We start from the raw sequence: 21,946 nt of genomic DNA, 5'->3' as shown, positions 1-21,946 counted from the left end.
TGGCTCTAGTGTCATGTTGACGAAAACGTCACAACGGATAAAGTTCGTTCTAGACAAACAGTCTAAATCAACCAAGGAAGACATCACCATGAAGCTGCTACGTCACGGTCCCGTTGGAGCAGAAAAGCCCGGAGCGCTGGACGCCGCTGGCCAGGCGCGCGACCTTTCTCTCCTGATTCCCGACTTCACGCCCGAGTGGATGGCCCCCACCAAGCTGGAAGCCCTGAAGGCCATCGACCTGACGCGCCTGCCGCTCGTGCCCAAGGGCACGCGTCTGGGCGCACCGGTAGCGGGCGTTCGCCAGTTCGTTGCCATCGGCCTGAACTACCGCAAGCACGCGGCCGAGTCGGGGCTCGAGATTCCGAAAGAGCCGGTGGTCTTCACCAAGGCGCTCACCTCGCTCGCGGGGCCGGACGATGACATCGAGATGCCGGCCGGTTCCGAGGCCACCGATTGGGAGATCGAACTGGGCTTCGTCATCGGCACGCAGGCGCGCAAGGTGGCCGTGGCCGATGCGCTGAAGCACGTGGCCGGCTACTGCCTCGCCAACGACGTGTCGGAGCGCGACTGGCAGATCAAGCGCAACGGTCAGTGGGGCAAGGGCAAGAGCTTCGACGGCTTCGGGCCGATCGGCCCGTGGCTGGTGACCGCCGACGAACTGCCCGATCCGCAAGGTATCCCGCTGGAGCTCGCGGTCAACGGCGAGACGAAGCAGAGGAGCAACACGGCCGACATGATCTTCCCGGTCGCCGAGATCGTGTCCTACCTGAGCCAGTTCATGACGCTGCTGCCCGGCGACGTGGTGATCACCGGCACGCCCGAAGGCGTGGGCCTCGGCATCAAGCCGCTGCCGCAATTCCTCAAGCGTGGGGACGTCATGACCCTGAGCGCGGGCCCGCTCGGCATGCAGCGACAACGGGTGATCTGAGCGGGCATGGGCTCGCCCCTGCCCAACTTTCTACCAATTCGTGACAAGACAACGCCGTGCCCCAGGCACGGTGCGGGCGCAGCTTTGCCCGAACCATGGAGACAAGAGATGACTGCTGCAATCCCCACGCGCTCCGGCGTGCTCGCCGTGCACTCGGTGGACGAATTCGTCTTCAGCGTGCCTGCGCTCGAAGAAGCGCGGCACTTCTACACCAGCTTCGGCCTGGACGTGCGAGACGAAGGCGAAGCGCTTGCGCTCTACACCCACGGCCATCCGCACCGCTGGGCGCGGATCGTTGCCGGCACGAGCAAGCGACTTCTCTGGATGAGTCTGGGGATTCATGAAGCCGACGCGCAGCGCTTCGCACAGCGTCTGGCCGAGCGGGACATCGCTCGCATCGCGCCGCCCGCCGAGGCAGATCCCGAGGGCTTCTGGATCGAAGGGCCCGACGGCCTGGCGTTGCAACTCAAGGTGGCCCGGAAGTGCTCTCCTTCGCAGCCTGCGCCGCGCGAGTTCGTGCCTGCCTGCGACAACCAAGGCCGCGCGCCGAGCCGCAGCAAGGCGCAGGCCACGCGGCCGTTGTATCTCTCGCACATCCTTCTCTTCAGCGCCGACGTGGATCAGGCACGCAGCTTCTACGAAGACGTGCTTGGCCTGCGCCTGTCGGACAAGTCGGGCTCGGTCATCGCCTTCCTGCACACCCCGCACGGCAGCGACCACCACCTGATCGCGCTGGCCAAGTCAAACGGGGGCGGTCTTCATCACAGCAGCTGGTGCGTGCCCTCCATCGACGCGGTCGGGCAAGGGGCGCAGCAGATGGCCGAGGCCGGCTATGCGCAGGGCTGGGGCATGGGGCGCCACGTGCTGGGCTCCAACTACTTCCGCTACGTGCGAGACCCCTGGGGCAGCTACGCGGAGTACTCCTACGACATCGACTTCGTGGAGGCGGGCAACGCATGGCCCGCGGCCGATCACCCGGGCGAGGACTCCCTCTATGTGTGGGGGCCCGAACTCCCCGCCGATTTCATTGCGAACCACGAGCTGCCGGCTCCATCCGGCAATCACTGAACCTTCCTTCAGGAGACACCCATGAGCAACCCGATCCCTTTCTACGACGTCGTCCAGATCGGCTATGGCCCGGTCAGCGAAGTCATGGCCCTGGCATTGGCGCGCCAAGGCCGCAAGGTGGCCGTGTTCGAACGCTGGCGCGAACGCTACCCCTTGCCGCGCGCGGTGTGCATCGATCACGAGTTGTATCGCGTGCTGTCGGCGCTCGGCATGAGCAAGGACCTGCCCGCAGTGAGCCATGAGGGGCCGATGTACCGCTGGTTCAACGCCGAGTGGAAAGAGCTGTTGGCCATCGACTGGAAGTCCGAATCCATCTCGGGCGGCCCGGAAGTCAACTTCGTGCATCAGCCGACGCTCGAGAAGATGTTCGAGGAGCAGGTGCAGGCTTGCGCCAACGTCGAAGTGAACCTCGGATGGGAAGCCGTCGAGGCCACGCAGACGGCCGACTACGTCGAACTGGTGGTGCGGGACTTCGAGACCGACGAACGCCGCACGGTGCGTGCAAAGTACCTGATCGGCGCGGACGGTGCCAACAGCCTCGTGCGGCAGGCAATCGGATCGACCCAGGAAGACCGTGGGTTCGAGGCCGACTGGCTCGTGATCGACGTGCTGCCGAACGAGGGCGTCACGCTCGACATTCCGCCGGCCGCCCAGTACTGCAATCCGGCGCGGCCTACGACCATCGTGCCTGCCGGCATCAAGGACGGTCGCTACTACCGCCGGTGGGAGTTCATGCGGCTGCCGCATGAAAGCCGCGAAGACCTGGAGCACGAGCATGTGGCCTGGGAACTGCTCTCGCCCTGGGTCCGGCGCGACCAGGCGGTCATCGTGCGACACAAGGTCTACACCTTTCGCTCGCTGCTGGCCGACACGTGGCGCAAGGGTCGCATGCTGATCGCCGGCGATGCCGCCCACGTGATGCCTCCATTCATGGGGCAGGGCATGTGCGCGGGGTTGCGCGACGACTGGAACCTGGCCTGGAAACTGAACCTCGTGCTCGATGGCAAGGCGAGCGACAGCCTGCTCGACACCTATCAGCCCGAGCGTCGGCCGCACGTCAGCGATGTGATCGACCTGTCGATGTACCTCGGCAAGATCATCTGCATTCCCGATGCCGCCAAGGCCGCCGAACGCGATGAGGCTTTCTTCAGCGGCAAGGCGCCGCCACCGCCTGCGTTCCCCCGCCTGACCGACGGCATCCTGCGCCGAGACGAGACCGGCGAAGTCCAGGCGCCGGCCGGACTGCTCAGCCCGCACGGCGCGGTTCGGGCCGGCCAGCGGACCGGCAGGTTCGACGATGTCGTGGGCCTGGGCTTCGTGCTGGTGTTACGCAACGGCGCCTCTACAACGCAGCTCGGCGCCCGGCAGAAGGAATTCCTCGAGGCGCTCGATGCGAAGCACGTCGTCATTGCAGCGCAGGGCGAGAAGACGCCGGCCGCAGCGCTGATCGACGTGGACGACAAGTTCATTCCCTTCATGCAGGAACACGGCATCGATTCGATGATCGTTCGACCCGACTTCTACCTGTATGGCGCGGTAGCCGGTAGCGGTGATCTCAACGAACTTGTCGACGACCTGGCGGCCGACCTCGAACGCCACGGCGTGAGCTTCGAATCCGCCGCGCATTTCGTGACCGCCTGATCGCAACAGAAGGACATCCCATGAACTCCTACATCGCGAATGCGCCCGGCGCGACCTTCACGCGCCGCAAGGATGCGGGCTACGAATGGAAAACCGTGACCCTGCTGTGCCTGGGATTCGGACTGGTCGGCATCGACCGCTTCATGATCCTGCCGCTGTTTCCGGTCATCTCGAAAGAGCTGAACCTCAACTACCAGGACCTCGGCCATATCACCGGCATCCTCGCGATAGCCTGGGGCGTGGCAGCACTGTTCATGGGCAACCTGTCGGACCGTATCGGCCACCGCAGGGTGATCATCCCGGCCATCGTCGTGTTCTCGCTGCTCGCGGGGCTGAGTGGCCTGGCGACGGGCGTGGGCAGCCTGCTGATCATCCGGGCACTCATGGGTCTGGCCGAAGGCGCCTACACACCGGCGAGCATCGTCGCGACCATCGATGCGTCGAAGCCCAGCCGGCAGGGGCTGAACGTGGGCATCCAGCAGGCGGCGCTGCCTTTGTTCGGCCTCGGCATTGCGCCGATCCTCGTCACTCAGTTGCTCAAGGTCGTCGAATGGCACTGGATCTTTGCGATGGTTTCGCTGCCCGGCCTGCTCGTCGCCTACCTGCTTTATCGCGGCCTGCGCAACCCTGACCCGCAAGTGGCCGCCGCGCACACGGCCACCCGCGATGCGTCGGATCACAAATGGAGCGACGTCTTCAGGTATCGCAACATTCCGCTCAACATGATCGGCATGCTCTGCTGGCTCACGAATCTGGTGGTCCTGAGCGCCTTGCTGCCCAGTTATCTGATCGACTATCTGCACCTGACGCTGGAACAGATGGGCTACGTGCTGTCTGCAATCGGCTTCGGCGGCACGCTGGGCACATTGGTGATGCCGGCCGTCTCCGACCGCCTCGGGCGCAAGCCGGTGATGATCGTGTCGGTTCTCGGTGCGGGCGTCGGCCTCTACTTCCTCATGCAGGCGGGCGCGGAGCCGGCGCGGCTCTTCTTCAGCCTGGCCGCGACCTTGTTCTTCGTCTTCAGCATGATTTGTCTCACCGTCGGACCCATCAGCGCGGAGTCGGTGCCCGCCAAGCTGATGTCGACCGCTTCGGGCGTCGTCATCGGCACCGGAGAGATCTTCGGCGGCGGCATCGCGCCGGTGATCGCGGGCTACGTCGCGCAGCACTACGGCATTCAATACATCCTTCATCTGGCGGCAATCGCGCTCGTCGTCGGCCTCGTCGTCGCGCTGCTGCTGAAGGAAACCGCGCCGCTCAAGAGGCGCTGAGCAGCGACTCCAGGCAGCAACCTCCTCCTCGATCATTCATCACCACACCGGAGACTCCATGTTCGGCACCCTTTTCCCCGCCGCGCTGCGGCGCACCGCATGCGCGGCCATCATCGCCTGCGGAGCGATCACCACATCGGCCCAGGCGGCTCCCCTGAACGTGACGCTGCTGGGCACCGGCAGTCCGGTTCCGAGCAACGTCCGGTTCAGCCAATCCATCCTGGTGGAAGCCGGCAAGGACAAGCTCGTCTTCGACCTCGGCCGCGGGGTGACCATTCGCCTCGCGCAGCTTGGCATTCCGTTTCGCGACGTCACCGCCGGTTTCATCACCCACTTTCACTCCGACCATCTCGTGGGCCTGCCCGACCTGTGGCTGACCGGCTGGCTGCCGACACCCTTCGCATCTCGCACCATGCCGATGGAGATCTACGGTCCAAAGGGCACCGAGGCGATGACGAGGAACCTGACCGCGGCATTCGCGGAGGACATCCGCACCCGGATCGCCGATGAGAAGCTGCCGCCCAGCGGCATCGCGTTCAACGCACACGACATCGGCCCCGGCGTGGTCTACGAGCGCAGCGGCGTCAAGGTGACCGCGTTTCCCACGCATCACGGCGACCTGATCGAACCCAACTTCGGCTACGCGGTGGAGTACGACGGCAAGAAGGTCGTGATTTCAAGCGACACCACCTATGACGAGCGCATCGCGGCGCAGGCGAAGGGCGCGGACCTGCTGATCCACGAGGTGGCCGACATCGACCCCGAACTCCTGAAGGCCTACCCCCGCTTCAAGGAGATCACCGCGCATCACACGTCGCCGGAGGAGGCGGGGCGCATCTTCTCGATGGCTCGACCCAAGCTGGCGGCCTTCACACACATCATCGTGCTCAAGGCGAATGCACCGTTGGACGTGCCGCCCACCGAGGTGCTCGCGCGCACGCGCAAGACCTATGACGGCCCTCTCGCCTTGGGTGAGGACTTGATGCGCTTCGAGATCGGTGACACCGTCGAGGTGTTCAATGCTCGCAAGGAAAAAGTGAACGTCGATGAGCGCTTCTGAATCATGAGCAAACTTGCGCTCGAAACGATCTTCTCCCATGTCAAGCCCGCGGATACGCCGTTCGTTTCTGGCGGCTTGCGGGACTTCTTCACCTACCGCGATCTCGGAGTCGAAGAGGCCACCGGCGGCCGGGTGATCGCGCAGCTCGTGCGCGCCAACGAGGCGCCCGGGAAGGGCACCGGTTGGCACGTGCATGAGGCAAGGTTTCACATCGTCTACATGCTCAAAGGATGGGCCCGTTTCATGTACGAGGATCGCAATACGCTGGTGGAGGCTGGCGACTGCGTGCATCAAGCGCCCGGCATTCGGCACTTCCTGTTCGACTACTCACCCGACATGGAATACCTCGAAGTCGTGGGACCGGCGGATTTCGGCAGCATCGAGGTGGAGGGACCTTGCTCGGTTCCTGAGCCAACGCCTTGGGCATGAAGCGAAGCCGAGCATCATGACGCTCAAGCCAACCAATCCGTCGCGGCGCGCCGCGTTGGGAACCCTGACGTCCACGCTCGCGCTGGCGGCCGCGGGCTGTGCGACGGAACTGGCATCCGGCGACGAACGCAACCTTGCGGCGGTCGGCCGCTGCAACTGCGGACTGATCGACGTGCATTCCCACTACTTGCCCCCGGTCTACGCGCGTGCCTTGCAGGAAGCCGGACTCGTCACGCTCGACGGCGGGTTCCCCGTCCCGCGGTGGTCCGAGGAAATGGCGCTGTCGCACATGGACCGGCACAACATCGAGACTTCGATGCTGTCCGTCTCTTCGCCGACCGTCGGCTTCCTGAAGGATTCGCGCGCGCGCCGCCTGCTTGCGAGGGAGGTGAATGTCTTTGCCGCCGAACTCGTGCAGCGCAAACCCAACCGCTTTGGCGCTTTCGCGACCTTGCCTTTGCCCGATGTGCAGGCGTCGCTCGAAGAGATCGGCCATGCGCTGGACGTGCTGCATCTCGATGGCGTCGTCGTGGAGACGAACATCCATGGCATCTATCTGGGCGACGCGCGGCTGGACCCGTTGTTCGCAGAGCTGAATCGGCGGCGCGCAACGCTCTTCCTGCATCCCACATCGCCGCCATGCCTAGAAGCGGTGGGCCTCGGAAGGCCGGCGCCGATTCTCGAGTTCCCGATGGACACCGCTCGCACGGTCACGGACCTGGTGTTCGCCGGCACGCTGACGCGCTATCCGGACATTCGCATGATCGTTCCACATGCCGGCGGCGCTTTGGCGGCGGTTGCGGAGCGAATCGCCGGCTTTTCGACTCTGCCATTCATCAAGCAGCGGCCGGCGGGTGGTGCCGAGGAAGTCAAGCGGGTGCTGGCATCGCTTTACTATGACCTTGCGGGCTCGGCGGGCGACAGCGCAATCGAGCGCCTTCGGCGCCTGACGTCGTTGAGCCATGTGATGTTCGGCAGTGACTTCCGTTCACACCCGCCGCTGGCATTGATGCCAATGTCGAAGGATTCAGGAGACTCCGCGGCCTGAGTGACCTTGAGCACGAAGAGATGGCGAAGAGAAACGCGCTGAGGATATTTCCTCGGCTCGCTCCGAGCATTGCTGCCCTGGGCCGATCCAGTCATGAAGCATGACGCAATTCCAAGACTTGCAGCATTCCTACAAACAACACGACACACGACAACACGTGTAGGAACTCAGCGAAGATTTCAGTGGCTCCATTGGGAAGTGGGTCACTGGATCAAGCTACTTTTCAGTGATTTGACTCAGCGAAGATTTCAGTTTCGTACGCGGATGGGCCTCAGCCTGGATTGGCGACTCGCCTGGCGGCTGGCGGGCCGCGTTAGGCCCATCCCGACGGGCCCCGGCGCACCGCACTTCGGGCGATAACTGGCGCTTACCGGCTCCGACCCGACCGGCCGAGGGCCGGACCGGGTGGGCGCTTCGCGGGCGGGCCCCTCTCGGCAAGGAGATCTGCGCGCGAATCCGTCTCACAGCACGGCAAGCGTTCGAGCGCAAGGATCGGCGCGCGTCGCGGGGCGCGCACCAAGCCACGCATCCCGCCAGTCCGCGTCGATCGTTCTTCAGAGAGCACCCTGCAATGCGCGACCGGACCGCGCGTTGCCAATCAGTCTGTCTTTTTTGCTGAGCGGTTTGTCCGTCGATGGTTTCGCGCGAACCGATTTCTTCGCAGCGGGCGCGGCGTCCTTTTTCCGCGCGTGCTTTTGGGGCTCCATTCTGCGCAGGTGCAGGTGGGCCGAGAAAAAGGCACCCGGCTCCATGTTCAGACCTTCGAGGATGCGCATGATGTTGGAGAAGGACAGGTTGCGCTCGCCGCGCTCGACGCCTCCCATGTAGCTGCGGTCCATTTTGACGCGGTCCGCAAAGCCTTCCTGCGAAAACCCAAGCGCCTTGCGCTCTTGGCGAACCGCCGCGCCGAGTTGCGCCAGATATAGGGCGGTTGATTCGTTTTCCGTCGGGGGCGCGGCGCTCATGGGCGGGATGTTCCAACGGTGGGCAGAAAAACACCACGGACCATAAGTCGCCGGTTGATGAGTACGCTGACTTTAAGTACCATTTGCGAATGAGGCAGGCTGCGGATGCGCAAGGGCAAATCGATTGCGAAGCTGAATGGATTTAGGGCCATGCCAGCCCCGACAGGCAGTTCGCCGAGGGGTCAAGCAGTCGCTGGTCTGGTCTGGAATGAGCGCCTGCGCATTTTTGGCGTTTGGACAATAAATCGCGACGGCGAGTGTCCGAGGATCCTGATCACACGGCAAGGAGGGCAGACGTGCCCTGGGAAATCAATGCGAATGGAACATCACAGCGGGCAAGGCAGACGCGTGCCCATCACCGCGTGCCCTGAAGCTCTCGTCGACTTCACCGCTCTCCTGCGCTTGAAGTGATCTCGTCAACTGGTCCAGAAAAATCGGAATGCCGTTGGCGAGCTGCGCGGTCGTACTGGCTCGCCTGGGCCGCCGAGCGAAATTGGCCTTGCACCGTTCAAGGAGTTCGACCCGATGGTTGGAGATGAATCGATGCATAGGCTCCTCCCTCACCAGCCCCCGTTTCGACGAAGTCGAAATGCCGGGGGCATCGGTGCGTCGTCTGCACGCCGGCGAGGTCCGGCCAAAATAGTCCATGGCATTCACGGTCAGCTTGTCTAAGCCTTCGAGGTGAGCAAATAAGAGCAGAACGCCCGAAGCGCTACGAAGCCCGCATCAAGTGCCCCGTCGTAGTCCGGGAATCGACTTGATGACGCGACGACACATTCAAGGCAGCCACTGCTCTGCTTACTTACCAGCGTCCACGAGAATTCGCTCGGCCCAAACTCCTTGACGACCACCCGGAGTTCGCGGCTGGTCATTGGTCTCTTGCGCTGCGTCACTTCAGTTCTTGCCGAACCGTTGCTTCGCAGCAGCTATGCAATTGCCCTTGGCGTCGCCCGCCATAGCGTCACATTTTTCCACCGCCACCTTGTAGTCGGCATCGCGCTTTTCATCTGCGGCGTCCTTTCGGGCTCCACCGATTTCCTTGCCTAGTTTCGCGTCGGCCAAGGCCTTGATTTCAACCGCCTTCGCCTCCTTGATGCACACATCCTTGGCGTTGCCGGCCCGGTCATCGCACTTTTCCTTGGCGACGGCAAAAGCTGATTCGGCCTTGGCGACAAGTACCTTGTTGTGGTCGGTCTTCTTGCCCGTGTAGCCGAATTCCAGTTCGGCGCGCGCGACCTTTTCCTTTGCCTTGGCCTGTTCGATGCAGATGTCCTTGGCATTGGCCGCCAACGGAGCACACGCTGCCTTGTCGGTCTTGAAATCGGCGCTGATGCGGGTCTTGGCTTCCTGATAGTCGGCCTTGCTCATGGTGGCGGCGCTCGCCATTGGAATCACAAGCATGATGCCGGCTGCAAGCACGGCGTGGAACATGGAAATCCTGGTCATGACACCCTCTCAAAATCAAAACGTCGAACTGCGAAATGGCGCACTCCCGCAACGCCTCCCTAAATCCGTCCAAGGAGCAAGAGCACGATCACGACGAGCACCACAAAACCGAGCACGCCGCTGGGCGCGTAGCCCCAACTTCTGCTGTGGGGCCAACTCGGAATGACGCCGATCAGCAAAAGGATCAGAACAATCAGCAGAATGGTGCCTAAAGTCATGAGGTTCTCCCGGTTCGAGTCTATGAATTCGGCTTCCAAGCGTTGAGCTCTGCCGGATCCATTGCATTGACTTGGTCTTCACTAGCTCTTTGTGAACCACGAATCAGTTGCCTTGCTTTGCCATTCGTCGAGCTGCTTTTCGGCTTCCTCTTTCGCGATACCGTACCGCTCCTGAATCTTCCCGGCCAGTTGGTCCCGCTGGCCGGAGATGACGTCCAAGTCGTCATCGGTCAGCTTGCCCCATTGCGTCTTTGCCTTGCCGGTTACCTGCTTCCAATTGCCCTGAATTCGGTCCCAGTTCATGTGGTTCTCCTTGGCTGTGATTTCAAAATGAGCGATCGCAATGCCCACCAGCACCAGCCTAGGACGAAGCCGGAGCGCCATCTGTGCGTTACCGAACACAAGGGGATCCATCGTTTGACGTGGATCAAACGAGCGCCATTGAGGCAGCCGTACAACCTTTCATCCGGTTGAGACCAAGCCCCTCCTTGGTCTGAAGCCTCAACCAGAGATGTCGCTGTTGGACGGATGGACTCCAAGGATGAATCACCTCCTCGCCGCGCTGCCGGAGACGGTCCGGAATCGTTGGGCGCCGTTGTCCGATAGGGTGGAGATGCAGGCTGGCGTGGTGCTGTGCGAGCCGGGCAGCACCGTGGACAGTGTGTACTTTCCGATCAGCGCGATTGTTGCGCTGATGTACGGCACAAGAGACGGCGAACTCGCCGAAGTCGCAATCGTTGGCAACGAGGGTGTCGTTGGCATCTCATCGTTCATGGGCGGCGGGTCCACGCCCAGCCGAGCGGTCGTGCAATGTCCAGGCCAGTTCATACGAATTCCCGCCCGCGTCGTGAAAGCCGAGTTCGACGAGAGCGCTGAGACAAGGTATCTTCTGCTGCGCTATGCGCAGGCCCTGATGTCGCAGATTGAGCAAATCGCGGTATGCAACCGCTTTCATTCCGTAGACCAGCAGCTTTGCCGGTGGCTTCTAGTCAACATGGACAGCATTCAGGCCAGTGAACTCGCAGTCACGCAGGATTTGATGGCAGACATGCTCGGTGTTCGCCGCGAGAGTGTCTGCGAAACAGAGCAGAACTTGCAGAAGGCCGGCTTGATCTCGCGCTCACGAGGCCGTGTCCGGGTGCTCGACCGTGCCGGTCTTGAGCACCGAGCGTGCGAGTGCTACCGCGTGGTCAAGAAAGAGTACGAACGATTGCTGGGCGCACATTGAGACGATCAAGAGGAGTCTCACGGCTTGTCCGATCCGAAGCGAGAATTCGTCGCGACGGAGGTTCATCGGATTTCTCTTGATCTGAATCAACAGAACCGGTGGCGGCCGGGTTTCAATGTCTTGGCATGAGATCTTCCTCACCTTATGGGGAATTCCCGATCACGAGCGAGTCATTGTCAAACTTCGCAGGAGACAAGAGATGTTCATTCGTCACACCATCGCTGCCGCCATCACAGCCGCGGCGCTGCTCGCAGCGTCGGGCTGTGCAGTTACCCGGGGGCAGGAATCCACGGGCGCTTACATGAGCGATGCGGGCATCACAACGACGGTCAAGGCCAAGTTTGTCGAGAACAAGGCGGTTGACGCATCCAGCATTTCGGTCGAGACGCTGAACGGCACGGTCATGCTTTCGGGCTTCGCCAAGAACGCCACGGAGAAATCCACGGCGGAAAGCGTTGCTCGGAGCGTGAATGGTGTGAAAGCGGTCAAGAACGACATCATCGTGCGACCTTGAGATGCGCAAGCGCGACTTCTGTGGGTGAGGCCGCCTCCTCTCTTTGTTAGGTGGTGGCGACCGGCACAGAACCCTATTGGGTTAGGGACGTGAGGGACTGCTTTGGGGCGCACCCAAGGTCTCTTTTGGGCCCGAAGCTCCGACGGCCGCAACCGGCTACAGTCGGCCCAGAACCTGACGTTCGTGCCGGCCGTTCGGTTTCCAAATCGTCGGCCACGCACGCTGCCGTGTTCGCTATGGACGCAAGGTGGTTTGAGTGCGCAATACGTCACGAAATGAGGCTTGCCGTTGCAAGGCCGATTTCGGTGCCTGCGCAGCCATTGCTGACATTCGGTGGCCATGCCTTTGAATGACCGCTACGACTCGGCGCTGACCGAACGCCGCGAGCCAATGTCCGCGTGGGAGCGTGGACTGCGTCCTGCGAGGTCCTCGAACCGAACTCTGTTCTTTGGCCTCGCGGCGGCGCTCGTGGCGTTTGCGTTGGCTCAGGGGTTGATGTCCCGGCAAGTGGTGTAAGTCTTCTACATGAACGTCCCCCTTGTGCAAGCTCTCGTTCGTGGTGACGCTCAGGATGGGTTGCAGCTCTACATCCGGCCTGTAGTGTGGCTAGGTACAGCCACGGGCCCATATGAAATCCGCTGACTCGCGCCTCATTCTTTCGTCGAGGTCTGGGCCTCCACGACTTACTCAGGTTTGACGAGTTCCGGTCTTACCTGTGGTGTCATCACTTCTCGAAACGCCTGCGCAACCTTGGGACGGGTTGTACCGATCAACGTCTTGCTAGGAAGGCCTGGCTAAGGTCGCTCAGATTGCCGATGCATTGCCATCCCCGTTCCGGTATTGCTGGTCATGCGCCAATACCGCCCAAATCATCCTGGCCAACTTGTTGGCCATTGCCACGATGACGACGTTCTTCGGGCGACGCTTGAGCAGTTGCGCGGCCCATGCTCCAGGCTCCCTCACATGCAGCACCACACTGCGCGCGCCATGCACGAGCAATGTTCTCAAATACGTATCACCCCTCTTGCTGATGCCCTTGAGGCGGACCTTACCGCCCGAACCTGTCTGTGCGGGCACAAGGCCCAACCAAGCCGCGAACTCGCGCCCGGACCGGAACGACTTGGCGTCGCCCATTGTCGCCACGGCGGCCGTGGCTGTGAGTAGCCCGACACCCGGGATCTCGGCAATCGCCTTGCTGGATCGATCTTGCTTCATCCATTCCCGCAGACGGTGCTCGATGAGAGCGATCTGCTCGTCGATCGACGTTAGCCGCATCCACTGCTCGCGAAGGGTATCGATCAACATTGCCGGAAGGCGATCTGCCAGCCTTGCCAGCACGTCCGCGATTGCCTTGTCCAGCACCTCCCGGCGCCTGCCCATGACTTCGCCGTACTCGGCCATCAGACCACGCAAGCCGTTGATCTGCATCGTGCGAAACTTCAACAGCTGCTGACGCATACGGTGCAGTGCCAAGACCGCCTGCTGCGCTTCGGACTTGATCGCCACAGCCTTGCCTGGCTGCTGCACAGCAAGCCAGATTGCTCTCGCATCGGCAGCATCATTCTTGTTACCGATGTTGAAGGCCTTGACGAATTTCGCCGGCATTAACTTCACCTCGTGACCCATGGCGATCAGGCAACGCCCCCAGTGCTGTGATCCGCCGCAGGCCTCCATGCCAATCAGGCAAGGCGTGCGGTTGGCGAAGTACTCGAGGAATTTATTGCGTCTGATGGCCTTGTTGGTGATCTCACCGGTTTCGCTGTCAATCCAATGAACCTGGATGACGCTCTTTGCAATATCCACTCCAACTGGCGTAAGCTTCATGATGGATCCTCCGGTTTGCCTAGGAAGATCTCCATGATCTTCCACCTTGGGCACTTTGATGCCGTCGGCCCGTGAGGATCCAACCCTGATTCCTCACTGCGGCCTCACTCGTCGAGGAGGGGGACGTTCATATCATTCTTTCACTCGCTGCACGGCAAGGCGCGTAGGGCGTAGCCCGAAGCGGCTTGCCGTGCAGCGGCCGCTCTCTTCGGGGTGGTCATCGTGAAGTCCGGATAAGGTTTGAGGTGCGACCCACCAAACCTGTCCGTAAAGGAAATCACAATGACCACCGCCACTATGGCATTAGCCGAGCTCGCCGAGAAGGGAGCCGATGTCGATGTCCTGCGCCAGATGGTGCAATTCATGGCACAACGCCTGATGGAACTCGATGTCGAGGGCCGCTGCGGCGCCGCCTACGACGAGAAGAATCCGTCTGAACGCCTCAACAGCCGAAACGGCTACCGCGAGCGCACCTGGGACACCCGAGCCGGCAGCGTCGAGCTGAAGATCCCCAAGCTGCGCCAGGGCAGCTACTTCCCCGAATTCCTGGAGCCTCGGCGCACAGCCGAGAAGGCGCTCACCGCCGTCATCCAGGAAGCCTATGTGCAAGGCATCTCTACCCGCTCGGTGGACGATCTGGTCAAGTCGCTCGGCATGAGCGGCGTCTCCAAGAGCCAGGTCAGCCGGTTGTGCGGGGAGCTCGACGAGCGAGTCAACGCTTTCTTGGGGCGCCAGATCGAGGGCGACTGGCCCTACCTCTGGGTTGACGCCACCTACGTGAAGACGCGCGAGGCTGGGCGTATCGTGAGCGTGGCGGTGATAGTGGCCGTGGGCGTGAACACCGACGGCCAGCGCGAGGTCCTGGGGTTGAAGGTCGGTGCTTCGGAGGCCGAGCCGTTCTGGACCGAGTTCCTGCGCAGCCTGAACCGTCGAGGCCTGCGCGGTGTGAAGCTCGTGATCAGCGACAGCCATGAGGGCATCAAGGCGGCGGCTGCGAAGGTCCTCAAGGCCACCTGGCAGCGTTGCCGAGTGCACTTCATGCGTAATGCCCTCGCACACGCCGGCAAGACCCAGCGGCGCATGGTCTCGGCCGCCATCGGCACGGTGTTCGTGCAGGACTCGGCCGATGCAGCGCGGGCGCAATGGCGCTCGGTGGCCGATCAGCTCCGGGACAAGTTCCCAAAGCTCGGCTCGCTGATGGACGACGCGGAGAACGACGTGCTGGCCTTCATGACCTTCCCACGAGCGCACTGGACGCAGATCTACAGCACGAACCCTCTGGAGCGGCTGAACGCGGAGATCAAGCGACGCACGAATGTGGTGGGCATCTTCCCCAATGACGCCTCAATCACGCGCCTGGTCGGCGCCATGATGCTCGAGCAGAACGATGAGTGGTCGCTCAACCGGCGCTACATGCAACTTGAGGGTCTGCAGACCCTCAGCGATACTGCGCCCACTCGGCTGTCCGCAGTGGCACGCTGAGTACCGTGCATCTCAGCCTTCTCCGGGCTGTGGAGCTACACCACGGAATGGGACGCGATCGCTCAGGGTTGGCTTGTCCTGCCAAGACAGCGGCCATCCGGGGCGAAGCAGGGTGCGTCATTTGCACCAGTCGTGCCCGCTTCAACTCCGCCAGGTACGCCGGTGCCGGAGCCTTCTGCGAATCCCCGAGTTCAGCTCATCACCAAGTGCGTGGCACCTTCGGGCAGAGCGACTCTGATGGTGCCTGCCCCACGGGAACACGGGCCAGTACCGTTGCCGTTCGACCGGACGTCAACCTCGCCGGCGGCATGGACCCTGTGGCTCGGGCGGCATCAATCCAAGAGAACAGCGTCGTCACCCAGGAATTGCACGCCCACGAGCGACGTGTTGCTCTGAACGTGGACACCGCCGTTGCGCAATGCGCCCAGCTCGATGCGGTGATTGCCGCTCTTGATGCACAGGCCCGACAGCCTGCATCGGGCCTTGAGCAGGACCGCATAAGAGGCGAGCGCAAGCGAGCGCGAGACCGGCAGTTTGCCCTTCGGTGCCAGTGACGGCATTGAGGCAAATGGGAATTGGATGTGGGCCTGTCGGTCAAATTTCGGCCAGTTGCTGACCTTCAACATTCCGGCAGAATCCGGCAAGTCGTCCACCTTCCCGACCAACCTCTAGAGGTCCCTAACCACCGTCGACCATGGTGTTTCACCTGACCCACCGCTACGGCAGCATGAGCTCCGGGGAGCAGTCATCTGATTTCGCGGCGTTGCTGCGAGAGCTCGACGACCGACCGGAAGACACCGAGCATGGCTCGGTAGCCGTTACTCATGAGACTGAATGGAGCGTGTCCGTCTCCCGAGGTGGCGAGGTGGCGACGTCGCGTTCGAGAATCTGAAGACCGGGGGCGAACGGCACATGGACAACGTGGTCAGCAGAGGCACGTTGCAGCCAGGAACGGACCTTCGACTGCTGGGCTCACTCACCCAAAATGCGGAACTTCGCTAGCAACGCGTCAAACGTCCCAGATTGAACGGAACTGACCGTAGCCAAGGGATGCCCCCTTGCTAGTGAAGCGTCCTGAGCAGAAGCTTGATGGTGAAGACACAGCCCGTGCCCGGGAGGTCCCGGACGGTCAATACGCCTCCGTCAGCCTCCACGCTTCGTCGCGCGATGGAAAGACCGAGTCCCAACCCGCTCTTGTTCTCGCCAACTTGGACGAAGGGCTGGAAGATGCGTGCGGTAGCTCCTGGAGGAAGTCCCCCGCAATGGTCCTTGACGTCGACCAGGACATATTCGGCTTCGGCATGGGCGCTCAGTGTGACCTCGGTATGGGCGTGGGTGAACTTCAGGGCGTTCTGCAGCAGGTTCACCAACGCCGCCAGGAGCCGTTCCCGATTGCCGGAAATGCCCAGCGCGGCATCGACGTCCAGGACCGAGAGCGTGCAGCCCCGGGCGCTCGCGTCGAGCGAGGCGACGTTCCTGGCCTCCGCGACGAACAGGGCGACCGAAAAGGCCGCCTCCTTCGGAGCTTCGGCTGTGCCCCTGACCTGGGACAGCGACAGGTTGAGCAAGGCGGCCAACGAAGTCAGGCTCCTTTTCAACACGGCGCCGGTTGCACCGCCAATTGGAACCCTTCCCGATTCCAGGGCCATGAATGCGAGCGTTGCGGTGTGCAAGTAGTTCCGAAGCTCATGCACCAGTACGCCCAGGCGCTCGTTCTCCTCGGCGGTCTGCTGAAGTGCGACGCTGGCGTCCCGCCAGGTGCTGAACTCCGTGACCGCGTCGGCAATGGCGTTGTCGAGGCAACGGTTCAAGGTGCGGAACTCATCGACGGAGAAGGGTGCATCGCGCTCGACCGCGAGGTCTGTGATAGCTTGGCAAAGGTCGCCGTAGTCATGCACCACCTGGTCTACTGTAAATCCTAGCTCCGACAGTTGCTTGCCATGTGCAGCGGCGCTCAGGCCCATCTCGGACAAATCGCTTGCATCACCGCCTGCGGCCCCGGAAATTCGGAAGCTCTCACTAACATTGCCGTCTTCCTGGGCCTCGAGCGTTCTCATCAACTGGTCCAGGAACAGTGGAACTCCGTTGGCCAATTGCGCTTCTGTCGCGGCTCGTCTGGGTCGCTGTGCGACCTTCGTCTTGCAGCGTGCAATCAACTCTTCTCGGTTGTTGAATAGAAATTGATGCATGTGGTCCTCCGTCAGGGCCCTGGCCGAATCGTTCAGCGCGGAGCTCGGGCTTCCGAAAAGCGCCCACCCTCCGAGCACACATCGCGGAGCGAGCATCGTCAGGGTGAACGACAGACACTCCCCAACGAATAAGACATCTGGTGGCGGGGATGAGTTCCAGACGCTGATTCATCGAGCCCAAAACGGTAGCCTTGGCCGCACCTCACGTACCTCCGGTAGCCCTCATACGACGTTTGGCCACCTGGAGCCCTCTGTGCGCTAGCACACCAACCTTGGCAGTATGCGCCAGAATCTTTCATGCGTACTCGGTGTTCTGACATGTCTTCTACGCCGAGCTCATCGAAGCTTGGTGCAGCGCACAATGGCCTCTTGGAGGCATACCCCGGGCTTCATCAGCGCGGCTCTCCGGTTTCCCGTCAATCGGCAGCGCAATCGCGATCGGAGCTCCGTTTGGTCAATTTCGACAATCAGCTCATCAAGCTGCTGCCTCGCGTCGCACGTCTGAAACTGATCTCCGCCAGCGATAGTTTCGAACTCGTTCTGAATGATGTGATCTGCCAGGCAGGCGACGCGACGCGCTATGCGTACTTTCCGACCGACGGGTTCATCTCCCTGTTGAGGACGGTTGACAGCAGGCCCGGTCTGGAGGTCGGGATGGTGGGCCGCGAAGGAATGCTCGGCGTGCAAGCCGTCCTTGGCGTTGGGAGTATGCCTTTGCTTGCGGTGGTGCAAGGCCCGGGCGTTGCGCTGCGCATCGGCGTCGACCAGTTGGACTCTCAGCTGGCGGACAGTCGGGATCTACGGCGTGTGCTGAATCGCTACGTGTATGTCCTCATGGCACAGCTTGCGACCTCCGCCGCGTGCCTGCGCCACCATCAAATCGAGCAGCGACTAGCTCGCTGGCTTCTGATGACGCAGGACCGGGCACGGGCCGATCGCTTTCAAATGACTCAGGAGTTCCTCGCCTACATGCGGCGTGCGCCGTGTCAGCATCACCGCCGCCGCACGGGTGTTGCAGCGCGAGGGGCTCATCCGATATGCGCGGGGTGACCTTTCGGTCAACCCAGAAGATGAAGCCCGGTTCCGAAATGCCGGCTGTTGCGCTCAGCGAATCCGATCTGGACGCTGTCGTCCGCTACCTGGGGACTCTGCGCTGATCCCTGAGCGGCGGTGGGTCAGCCGATCGAGCGCCGATTGGCACACGTCGACCCTCCCACGCATCGATAGGGGCAAGTGCGCCTCGGCCGCCGCCCGCAGCGGCACGAACGTCCGGAGCGACTTGGCCGGGATTAGTCCCCGGCCGTCACGGACCACACGGCATTTCCAACATCGTCAGCGATCAGCAAGGCACCTTCTGCGGATTGCGCAAGACCGACGGGAGCGCCGAAAAGAGATTTCTCGTCTACAGACACGAACCCGGTGACGACGGGCACCTTTTGTCCGGTCGGATGCCCGTCCACGAACTTGACGTAGCTCACCTCATAGCCATTCAGTGGAGACCGGTCCCAACTTCCGTGCTCGCCGATAAACGCCCCACCTCTGTACATCGCTGGCAGGGCGGTGCCAGTGTAGAAAAGCAGTCCCAGGGGAGCCACGTGAGAGCTGAGCGCGAAATCGGGCGTGATGGCCTTCGACACGAGGTCGGGCCGCTGCGGCTGCACCCGCTGATCGACGTGCTGGCCGAAGTAGCTGTAGGGCCAGCCGTAGAAGCCGCCCTGCTGCACCGCGGTCATGTAGTCCGGAACCAAATCCGCGCCGATCTCGTCGCGCTCGTTGACGATGGCCCAGAGCTTTCCGGTTTGCGGCTCCCATTGGAGCCCGGTCGGGTTACGAAGCCCGGAGGCAAAGACGCGGCTGGCCCCCGTCGCGACATCCACTTCGAGGATCGATGCGCGCCGGTACTCCACCTCCAGGCCGTTTTCGGTGATGTTGCTGTTCGAGCCGACGCCGACGTAGAGCTTCTTTCCATCCGGACTGGCCAGCAGGGACTTGGTCCAGTGGTGGTTGATGGTGGCGGGCAGATCGGCCAACTCGACGCCTGGATCTGAGATGCGGGTCGCCCCCGCGGTGTAGGCGAATGCCATGATCTTGTCGGTGTCAGCCACGTACAGGGTCTGGCCGATCAACTGCACCCCGAACGGAGAATGCAGGTGTTCCAGGAAAACGTGCTGCTCCCATGGTCCGGTGCCCGCTGTCTTGCGCAGCAGCGTGATCCGGTTCCCGCCTTTGGCCCCCTTGCCGGAACGGTTCTTGACCATGCCTGCAATGAGCTGCTTGGGCGTCGTCACCGGCTCGGTGCCTGGCCCGTTGGATTCGACGACGAGCACATCACCGTTCGGAAGCGTCATGAGCTGCCGGGGATGCTGCAGGCCGCTTGCGATCTTTTCAATCGTGAGGCCGCTCGCCACCGTAGGATGCGCGTCGCCCTGCCATCCCACGCCGTCCGGAACTTGCATCGGTGGGACAAGAAAGTTCTTCGCAGCGGGCAAGCTAGGTTGAGCTCCAGTCTGCTGTTGCGGGTCGACTGCAGCCCGCTCTCCGCACCCGCTGAGTGCTGCGACCACGGCCGCTGCAAAGACTGTCCGCTTCATGTAGCCCATGCTCGTCCCCTGTGATCGTCGTTCGAATGGCGGAGGGTCAAGAACACGTTGCAGACGACCAGAAGCGCAACGGTCAATGCGGAAAGCCACAGGCCCTCCGGCACGACACCGTAGGCGTCCCGGCTGTGAACGAAGGCATTCGCAATGGCGGCCGCCACGCCCAGCAGGTAGAGGAAGAAGGCCACCTTGCTGGAGGCGGTGCTCTGCGTCCCGCGCGGAAACCAAACCTGAAACAGATTGATGAAGCGAGGGATCACCGCGAAAAGAAGACCGATGGAAATCAACCATGCGGCCGATTTGAACCACAGTACGTCCGCGCTATTGGCATAAAGCACGTCGAATATCAACGCCCCGACAAAGAACCCGAAGGGTATGGGATTGAGCAGATGGAACATGACCGCGGATGCCACGGATGATCGCTTTTCGGGTGTCATAGGCTCGGGCCGCTCCCATAGTTTGGAACCATGCGTCAGGGGGTGAAGATGAACCCATTTAGAGCGTCGTCGCGATACCTCTGCGGCTCCGTCTGTCCTGACTCTGTGTAAGGCAAATTCTCTTGTGCTGTCGCGCCACGGCGGCTGGAGCCAACCCGGTTTTCCTGATCGATGAGATCGACAAGGCCCCGTGCGTCTTGGTTCCGGTGCACTAGTCCAATGAATCATTGAAATCGGCTGTGTATGCTCCATCTCGGAAGAAGTTGACGGCCGACGAGCGCGGCGAATTGGAAGCGGTGATTCGCAAGCGCAGTGACAGTGCGGCGATGGAGCGGCGCGCGCGTTGCGTGCTGATGTGGGTCGACGGCGTTTGAACTTCAAGGTCTCCGCCGGGGTGGTGTCGCTGCACCCGGGCCGCGCGCCTGTACGGCCGGTGGCCAAGCTGGAAGCGGGGGTGCTCAACAAGACGCTCAAGCACAAGCCGAAAGATGGCTCCACGCACTGGAGCAGCCGCAAGCTCGCGGCCGAGCTGGGCGACGTGTCGTTCTCTGCCGTGCAGCGCATCTGGCGCAAGCACGGACTGCAGCCGCATCGGCTGGAGCGTCACCTTGTCTCCAACGATCCCGACTTCGAGACCAAGGCCGCGGACGGATGCGTCGGCCTTCGCCGGTCAAAAGTTCGCCTAGTCCACTGAATCAGAAGAATTGGTGGTGTCGGCGTTGGGGATTGTCGTACTTCCACTTCAGCGGCTTGGGGTCCTTGTTGTGCTGACGGATGTATCGCATGAGCTTCTTGTCCAGGTCCTTGAGCGAGGTGAAGATGCCGCGGCTGATGACGTCACGCTGGATGCGCGAGAACCAGTTCTCGACTTGGTTGAGCCAGGACGAGTAGGTGGGCGTGTAGTGAATCCGCACGTTCTTGTGTTCAGCCAGGAAGGCTTCGACCAGTTCGGTCTTGTGGCTGCTGACGTTGTCGCAGATGACGTGGATCTCGCGGCCCTGCGGCTGAGTGCCGACCACGTCGCCGAGGAAGCTGACGAACTGCTCGCTGGTGTGGCGCGGGGCGGTCATGCCCAGGACCTCGCCGGTGGCGGTGTTCAGGGCAGCGAACAGGCTGAGGGTGCCGTTGCGCTTGTACTCATCGTGATCGGCCTGTACCTGAACCCGCCTACGCACGCCGCCGTGTTCTGCGTGGACGAAACCCGTGGCTCTCGGCGCGGCCCGGCGCCAACGGCAGCATGCGGTCCTTGCGGTCCAGCGCCTGGATCGCCGTCTTCTCGCTGCCTCGAGTCGGAACATTGAGCAGAGCCGCGCCATCGGGCAGGACCCGCCCACTGGCCGGCCGAATGGGACGAGATGCCAACAACAAGAAAGCCGGCTTCCCTGGAACGCCGGACATCGGGACCGACCCGGCGCAAACCGAGGACGCGGCGGGGAAAAAGGGGCCAAGCAGTTTCCTGGGACATTCCTGGCTCTGGCTGACCGCGCCGTCGTGGCATCCCTGCGCGGATCGCGCGGAACGAAGCACCGTAATCCCATACTCGAGCGAATGCCTCAAGGCCGTGTGCGGCAACGCACAGACGCCATGGCGTACCGTGACAG

Annotated in this window: 20 protein-coding genes and 2 pseudogenes; 12 read left to right on the top strand and 10 right to left on the bottom strand. The window is 62.3% G+C overall.

The features are described from left to right. The first annotated feature begins 88 nt into the window (after positions 1-88). The 7 genes from WKW77_RS25230 (at position 89) to WKW77_RS25200 (ending at position 7,445) form a co-directional block, all read left to right on the top strand. Positions 89-928: a fumarylacetoacetate hydrolase family protein gene (locus tag WKW77_RS25230; RefSeq protein WP_340359632.1), complete on the top strand. Its 840-nt coding sequence runs from the start codon at positions 89-91 to the stop codon at positions 926-928. A 108-nt stretch (positions 929-1,036) separates the two neighbouring features. Further along, positions 1,037-1,996, top strand: a complete 960-nt coding sequence (locus WKW77_RS25225; RefSeq protein ID WP_340359631.1) for a VOC family protein — start codon at positions 1,037-1,039, stop codon at positions 1,994-1,996. 21 nt (positions 1,997-2,017) lie between these two features. Beyond that, positions 2,018-3,637, top strand: coding sequence for a bifunctional 3-(3-hydroxy-phenyl)propionate/3-hydroxycinnamic acid hydroxylase MhpA (gene mhpA, locus WKW77_RS25220; RefSeq protein ID WP_340359630.1), 1,620 nt, complete (start codon positions 2,018-2,020; stop codon positions 3,635-3,637). 20 nt (positions 3,638-3,657) lie between these two features. Next, positions 3,658-4,908: an MFS transporter gene (locus WKW77_RS25215; protein WP_340359629.1), complete on the top strand. Its 1,251-nt coding sequence runs from the start codon at positions 3,658-3,660 to the stop codon at positions 4,906-4,908. Positions 4,909-4,966: 58 nt separating this feature from the next. Then, a complete protein-coding gene (locus WKW77_RS25210) occupies positions 4,967-5,968 on the top strand; it encodes an MBL fold metallo-hydrolase (protein WP_340359628.1) in 1,002 nt (333 codons plus the stop codon). A 3-nt stretch (positions 5,969-5,971) separates the two neighbouring features. Continuing rightward, complete coding sequence (locus WKW77_RS25205; RefSeq protein ID WP_340359627.1) at positions 5,972-6,397, top strand: cupin domain-containing protein; 426 nt, start codon at positions 5,972-5,974, stop codon at positions 6,395-6,397. A gap of 16 nt (positions 6,398-6,413) precedes the next feature. Further along, positions 6,414-7,445 (top strand): amidohydrolase family protein, encoded by a 1,032-nt coding sequence (locus WKW77_RS25200; RefSeq protein WP_340359626.1) that lies wholly within the window; start codon positions 6,414-6,416, stop codon positions 7,443-7,445. 554 nt (positions 7,446-7,999) lie between these two features. On the opposite strand, the gene WKW77_RS25195 is transcribed toward WKW77_RS25200, so the two are convergent. The 4 genes from WKW77_RS25195 to WKW77_RS25180 form a co-directional block, all read right to left on the bottom strand. Then, positions 8,000-8,410 (bottom strand): helix-turn-helix domain-containing protein, encoded by a 411-nt coding sequence (locus tag WKW77_RS25195; protein WP_340359625.1) that lies wholly within the window; start codon positions 8,408-8,410, stop codon positions 8,000-8,002. Between the two features lie 894 nt (positions 8,411-9,304). Continuing rightward, positions 9,305-9,856 (bottom strand): hypothetical protein, encoded by a 552-nt coding sequence (locus WKW77_RS25190; protein ID WP_340359624.1) that lies wholly within the window; start codon positions 9,854-9,856, stop codon positions 9,305-9,307. A gap of 59 nt (positions 9,857-9,915) precedes the next feature. Beyond that, positions 9,916-10,074, bottom strand: a complete 159-nt coding sequence (locus WKW77_RS25185) for a DUF3309 family protein (RefSeq protein ID WP_340359623.1) — start codon at positions 10,072-10,074, stop codon at positions 9,916-9,918. 81 nt (positions 10,075-10,155) lie between these two features. Further along, a complete protein-coding gene (locus tag WKW77_RS25180; protein WP_093169423.1) occupies positions 10,156-10,377 on the bottom strand; it encodes a CsbD family protein in 222 nt (73 codons plus the stop codon). 238 nt (positions 10,378-10,615) lie between these two features. Here WKW77_RS25180 and WKW77_RS25175 point away from each other — a divergent pair, with 238 nt between their 5' ends. Together WKW77_RS25175 and WKW77_RS25170 are read left to right on the top strand one after the other, a co-directional pair. Next, the gene (locus WKW77_RS25175) at positions 10,616-11,302 is read left to right on the top strand and encodes a Crp/Fnr family transcriptional regulator (RefSeq protein ID WP_340359622.1); all 687 of its coding nucleotides are present in this window, start codon (positions 10,616-10,618) and stop codon (positions 11,300-11,302) included. A 199-nt stretch (positions 11,303-11,501) separates the two neighbouring features. After that, a complete protein-coding gene (locus tag WKW77_RS25170; RefSeq protein WP_340359621.1) occupies positions 11,502-11,816 on the top strand; it encodes a BON domain-containing protein in 315 nt (104 codons plus the stop codon). Between the two features lie 804 nt (positions 11,817-12,620). On the opposite strand, the gene WKW77_RS25165 is transcribed toward WKW77_RS25170, so the two are convergent. Further along, positions 12,621-13,640, bottom strand: a complete 1,020-nt coding sequence (locus WKW77_RS25165) for an IS110 family RNA-guided transposase (protein ID WP_340359620.1) — start codon at positions 13,638-13,640, stop codon at positions 12,621-12,623. Positions 13,641-13,922: 282 nt separating this feature from the next. Between WKW77_RS25165 and WKW77_RS25160 the strand changes: the two genes are divergently transcribed. Next, positions 13,923-15,122, top strand: coding sequence for an IS256 family transposase (locus WKW77_RS25160; RefSeq protein WP_340359619.1), 1,200 nt, complete (start codon positions 13,923-13,925; stop codon positions 15,120-15,122). Between the two features lie 332 nt (positions 15,123-15,454). Here the strand turns inward: WKW77_RS25160 and WKW77_RS25155 are convergent, their stop codons facing one another. Further along, positions 15,455-15,748 (bottom strand): hypothetical protein, encoded by a 294-nt coding sequence (locus WKW77_RS25155; RefSeq protein WP_340359618.1) that lies wholly within the window; start codon positions 15,746-15,748, stop codon positions 15,455-15,457. A 435-nt stretch (positions 15,749-16,183) separates the two neighbouring features. Then, the gene (locus WKW77_RS25150; RefSeq protein ID WP_340359617.1) at positions 16,184-17,311 is read right to left on the bottom strand and encodes a sensor histidine kinase; all 1,128 of its coding nucleotides are present in this window, start codon (positions 17,309-17,311) and stop codon (positions 16,184-16,186) included. A 450-nt stretch (positions 17,312-17,761) separates the two neighbouring features. Between WKW77_RS25150 and WKW77_RS25145 the strand changes: the two genes are divergently transcribed. Further along, positions 17,762-18,361, top strand: a complete 600-nt coding sequence (locus WKW77_RS25145; RefSeq protein ID WP_340359616.1) for a Crp/Fnr family transcriptional regulator — start codon at positions 17,762-17,764, stop codon at positions 18,359-18,361. A 239-nt stretch (positions 18,362-18,600) separates the two neighbouring features. Here the strand turns inward: WKW77_RS25145 and WKW77_RS25140 are convergent, their stop codons facing one another. Together WKW77_RS25140 and WKW77_RS25135 are read right to left on the bottom strand one after the other, a co-directional pair. Further along, the gene (locus WKW77_RS25140; RefSeq protein WP_340359615.1) at positions 18,601-19,911 is read right to left on the bottom strand and encodes a PQQ-dependent sugar dehydrogenase; all 1,311 of its coding nucleotides are present in this window, start codon (positions 19,909-19,911) and stop codon (positions 18,601-18,603) included. Then, a complete protein-coding gene (locus tag WKW77_RS25135; protein ID WP_340359614.1) occupies positions 19,899-20,306 on the bottom strand; it encodes a DUF2231 domain-containing protein in 408 nt (135 codons plus the stop codon). Before WKW77_RS25135 ends, WKW77_RS25140 begins: the two co-directional genes overlap by 13 nt. Positions 20,307-20,733: 427 nt before the next feature. Here WKW77_RS25135 and WKW77_RS25130 point away from each other — a divergent pair. Further along, positions 20,734-20,994: pseudogene (locus WKW77_RS25130) on the top strand (IS630 family transposase); the annotation flags it as partial. Between the two features lie 46 nt (positions 20,995-21,040). Here WKW77_RS25130 and WKW77_RS25125 read toward each other — a convergent pair. Next, a pseudogene (locus tag WKW77_RS25125) lies at positions 21,041-21,623 on the bottom strand (IS630 family transposase); the annotation flags it as partial. Positions 21,624-21,946 lie beyond the last annotated feature (323 nt).

Source organism: Variovorax ureilyticus (genome assembly GCF_037889935.1).
Classification (GTDB): Bacteria; Pseudomonadota; Gammaproteobacteria; order Burkholderiales; family Burkholderiaceae_C; genus Variovorax; species Variovorax ureilyticus.
Note: the sequence above shows the minus strand (reverse complement) of the source record. Positions and strands in the feature narration are given on the sequence as shown.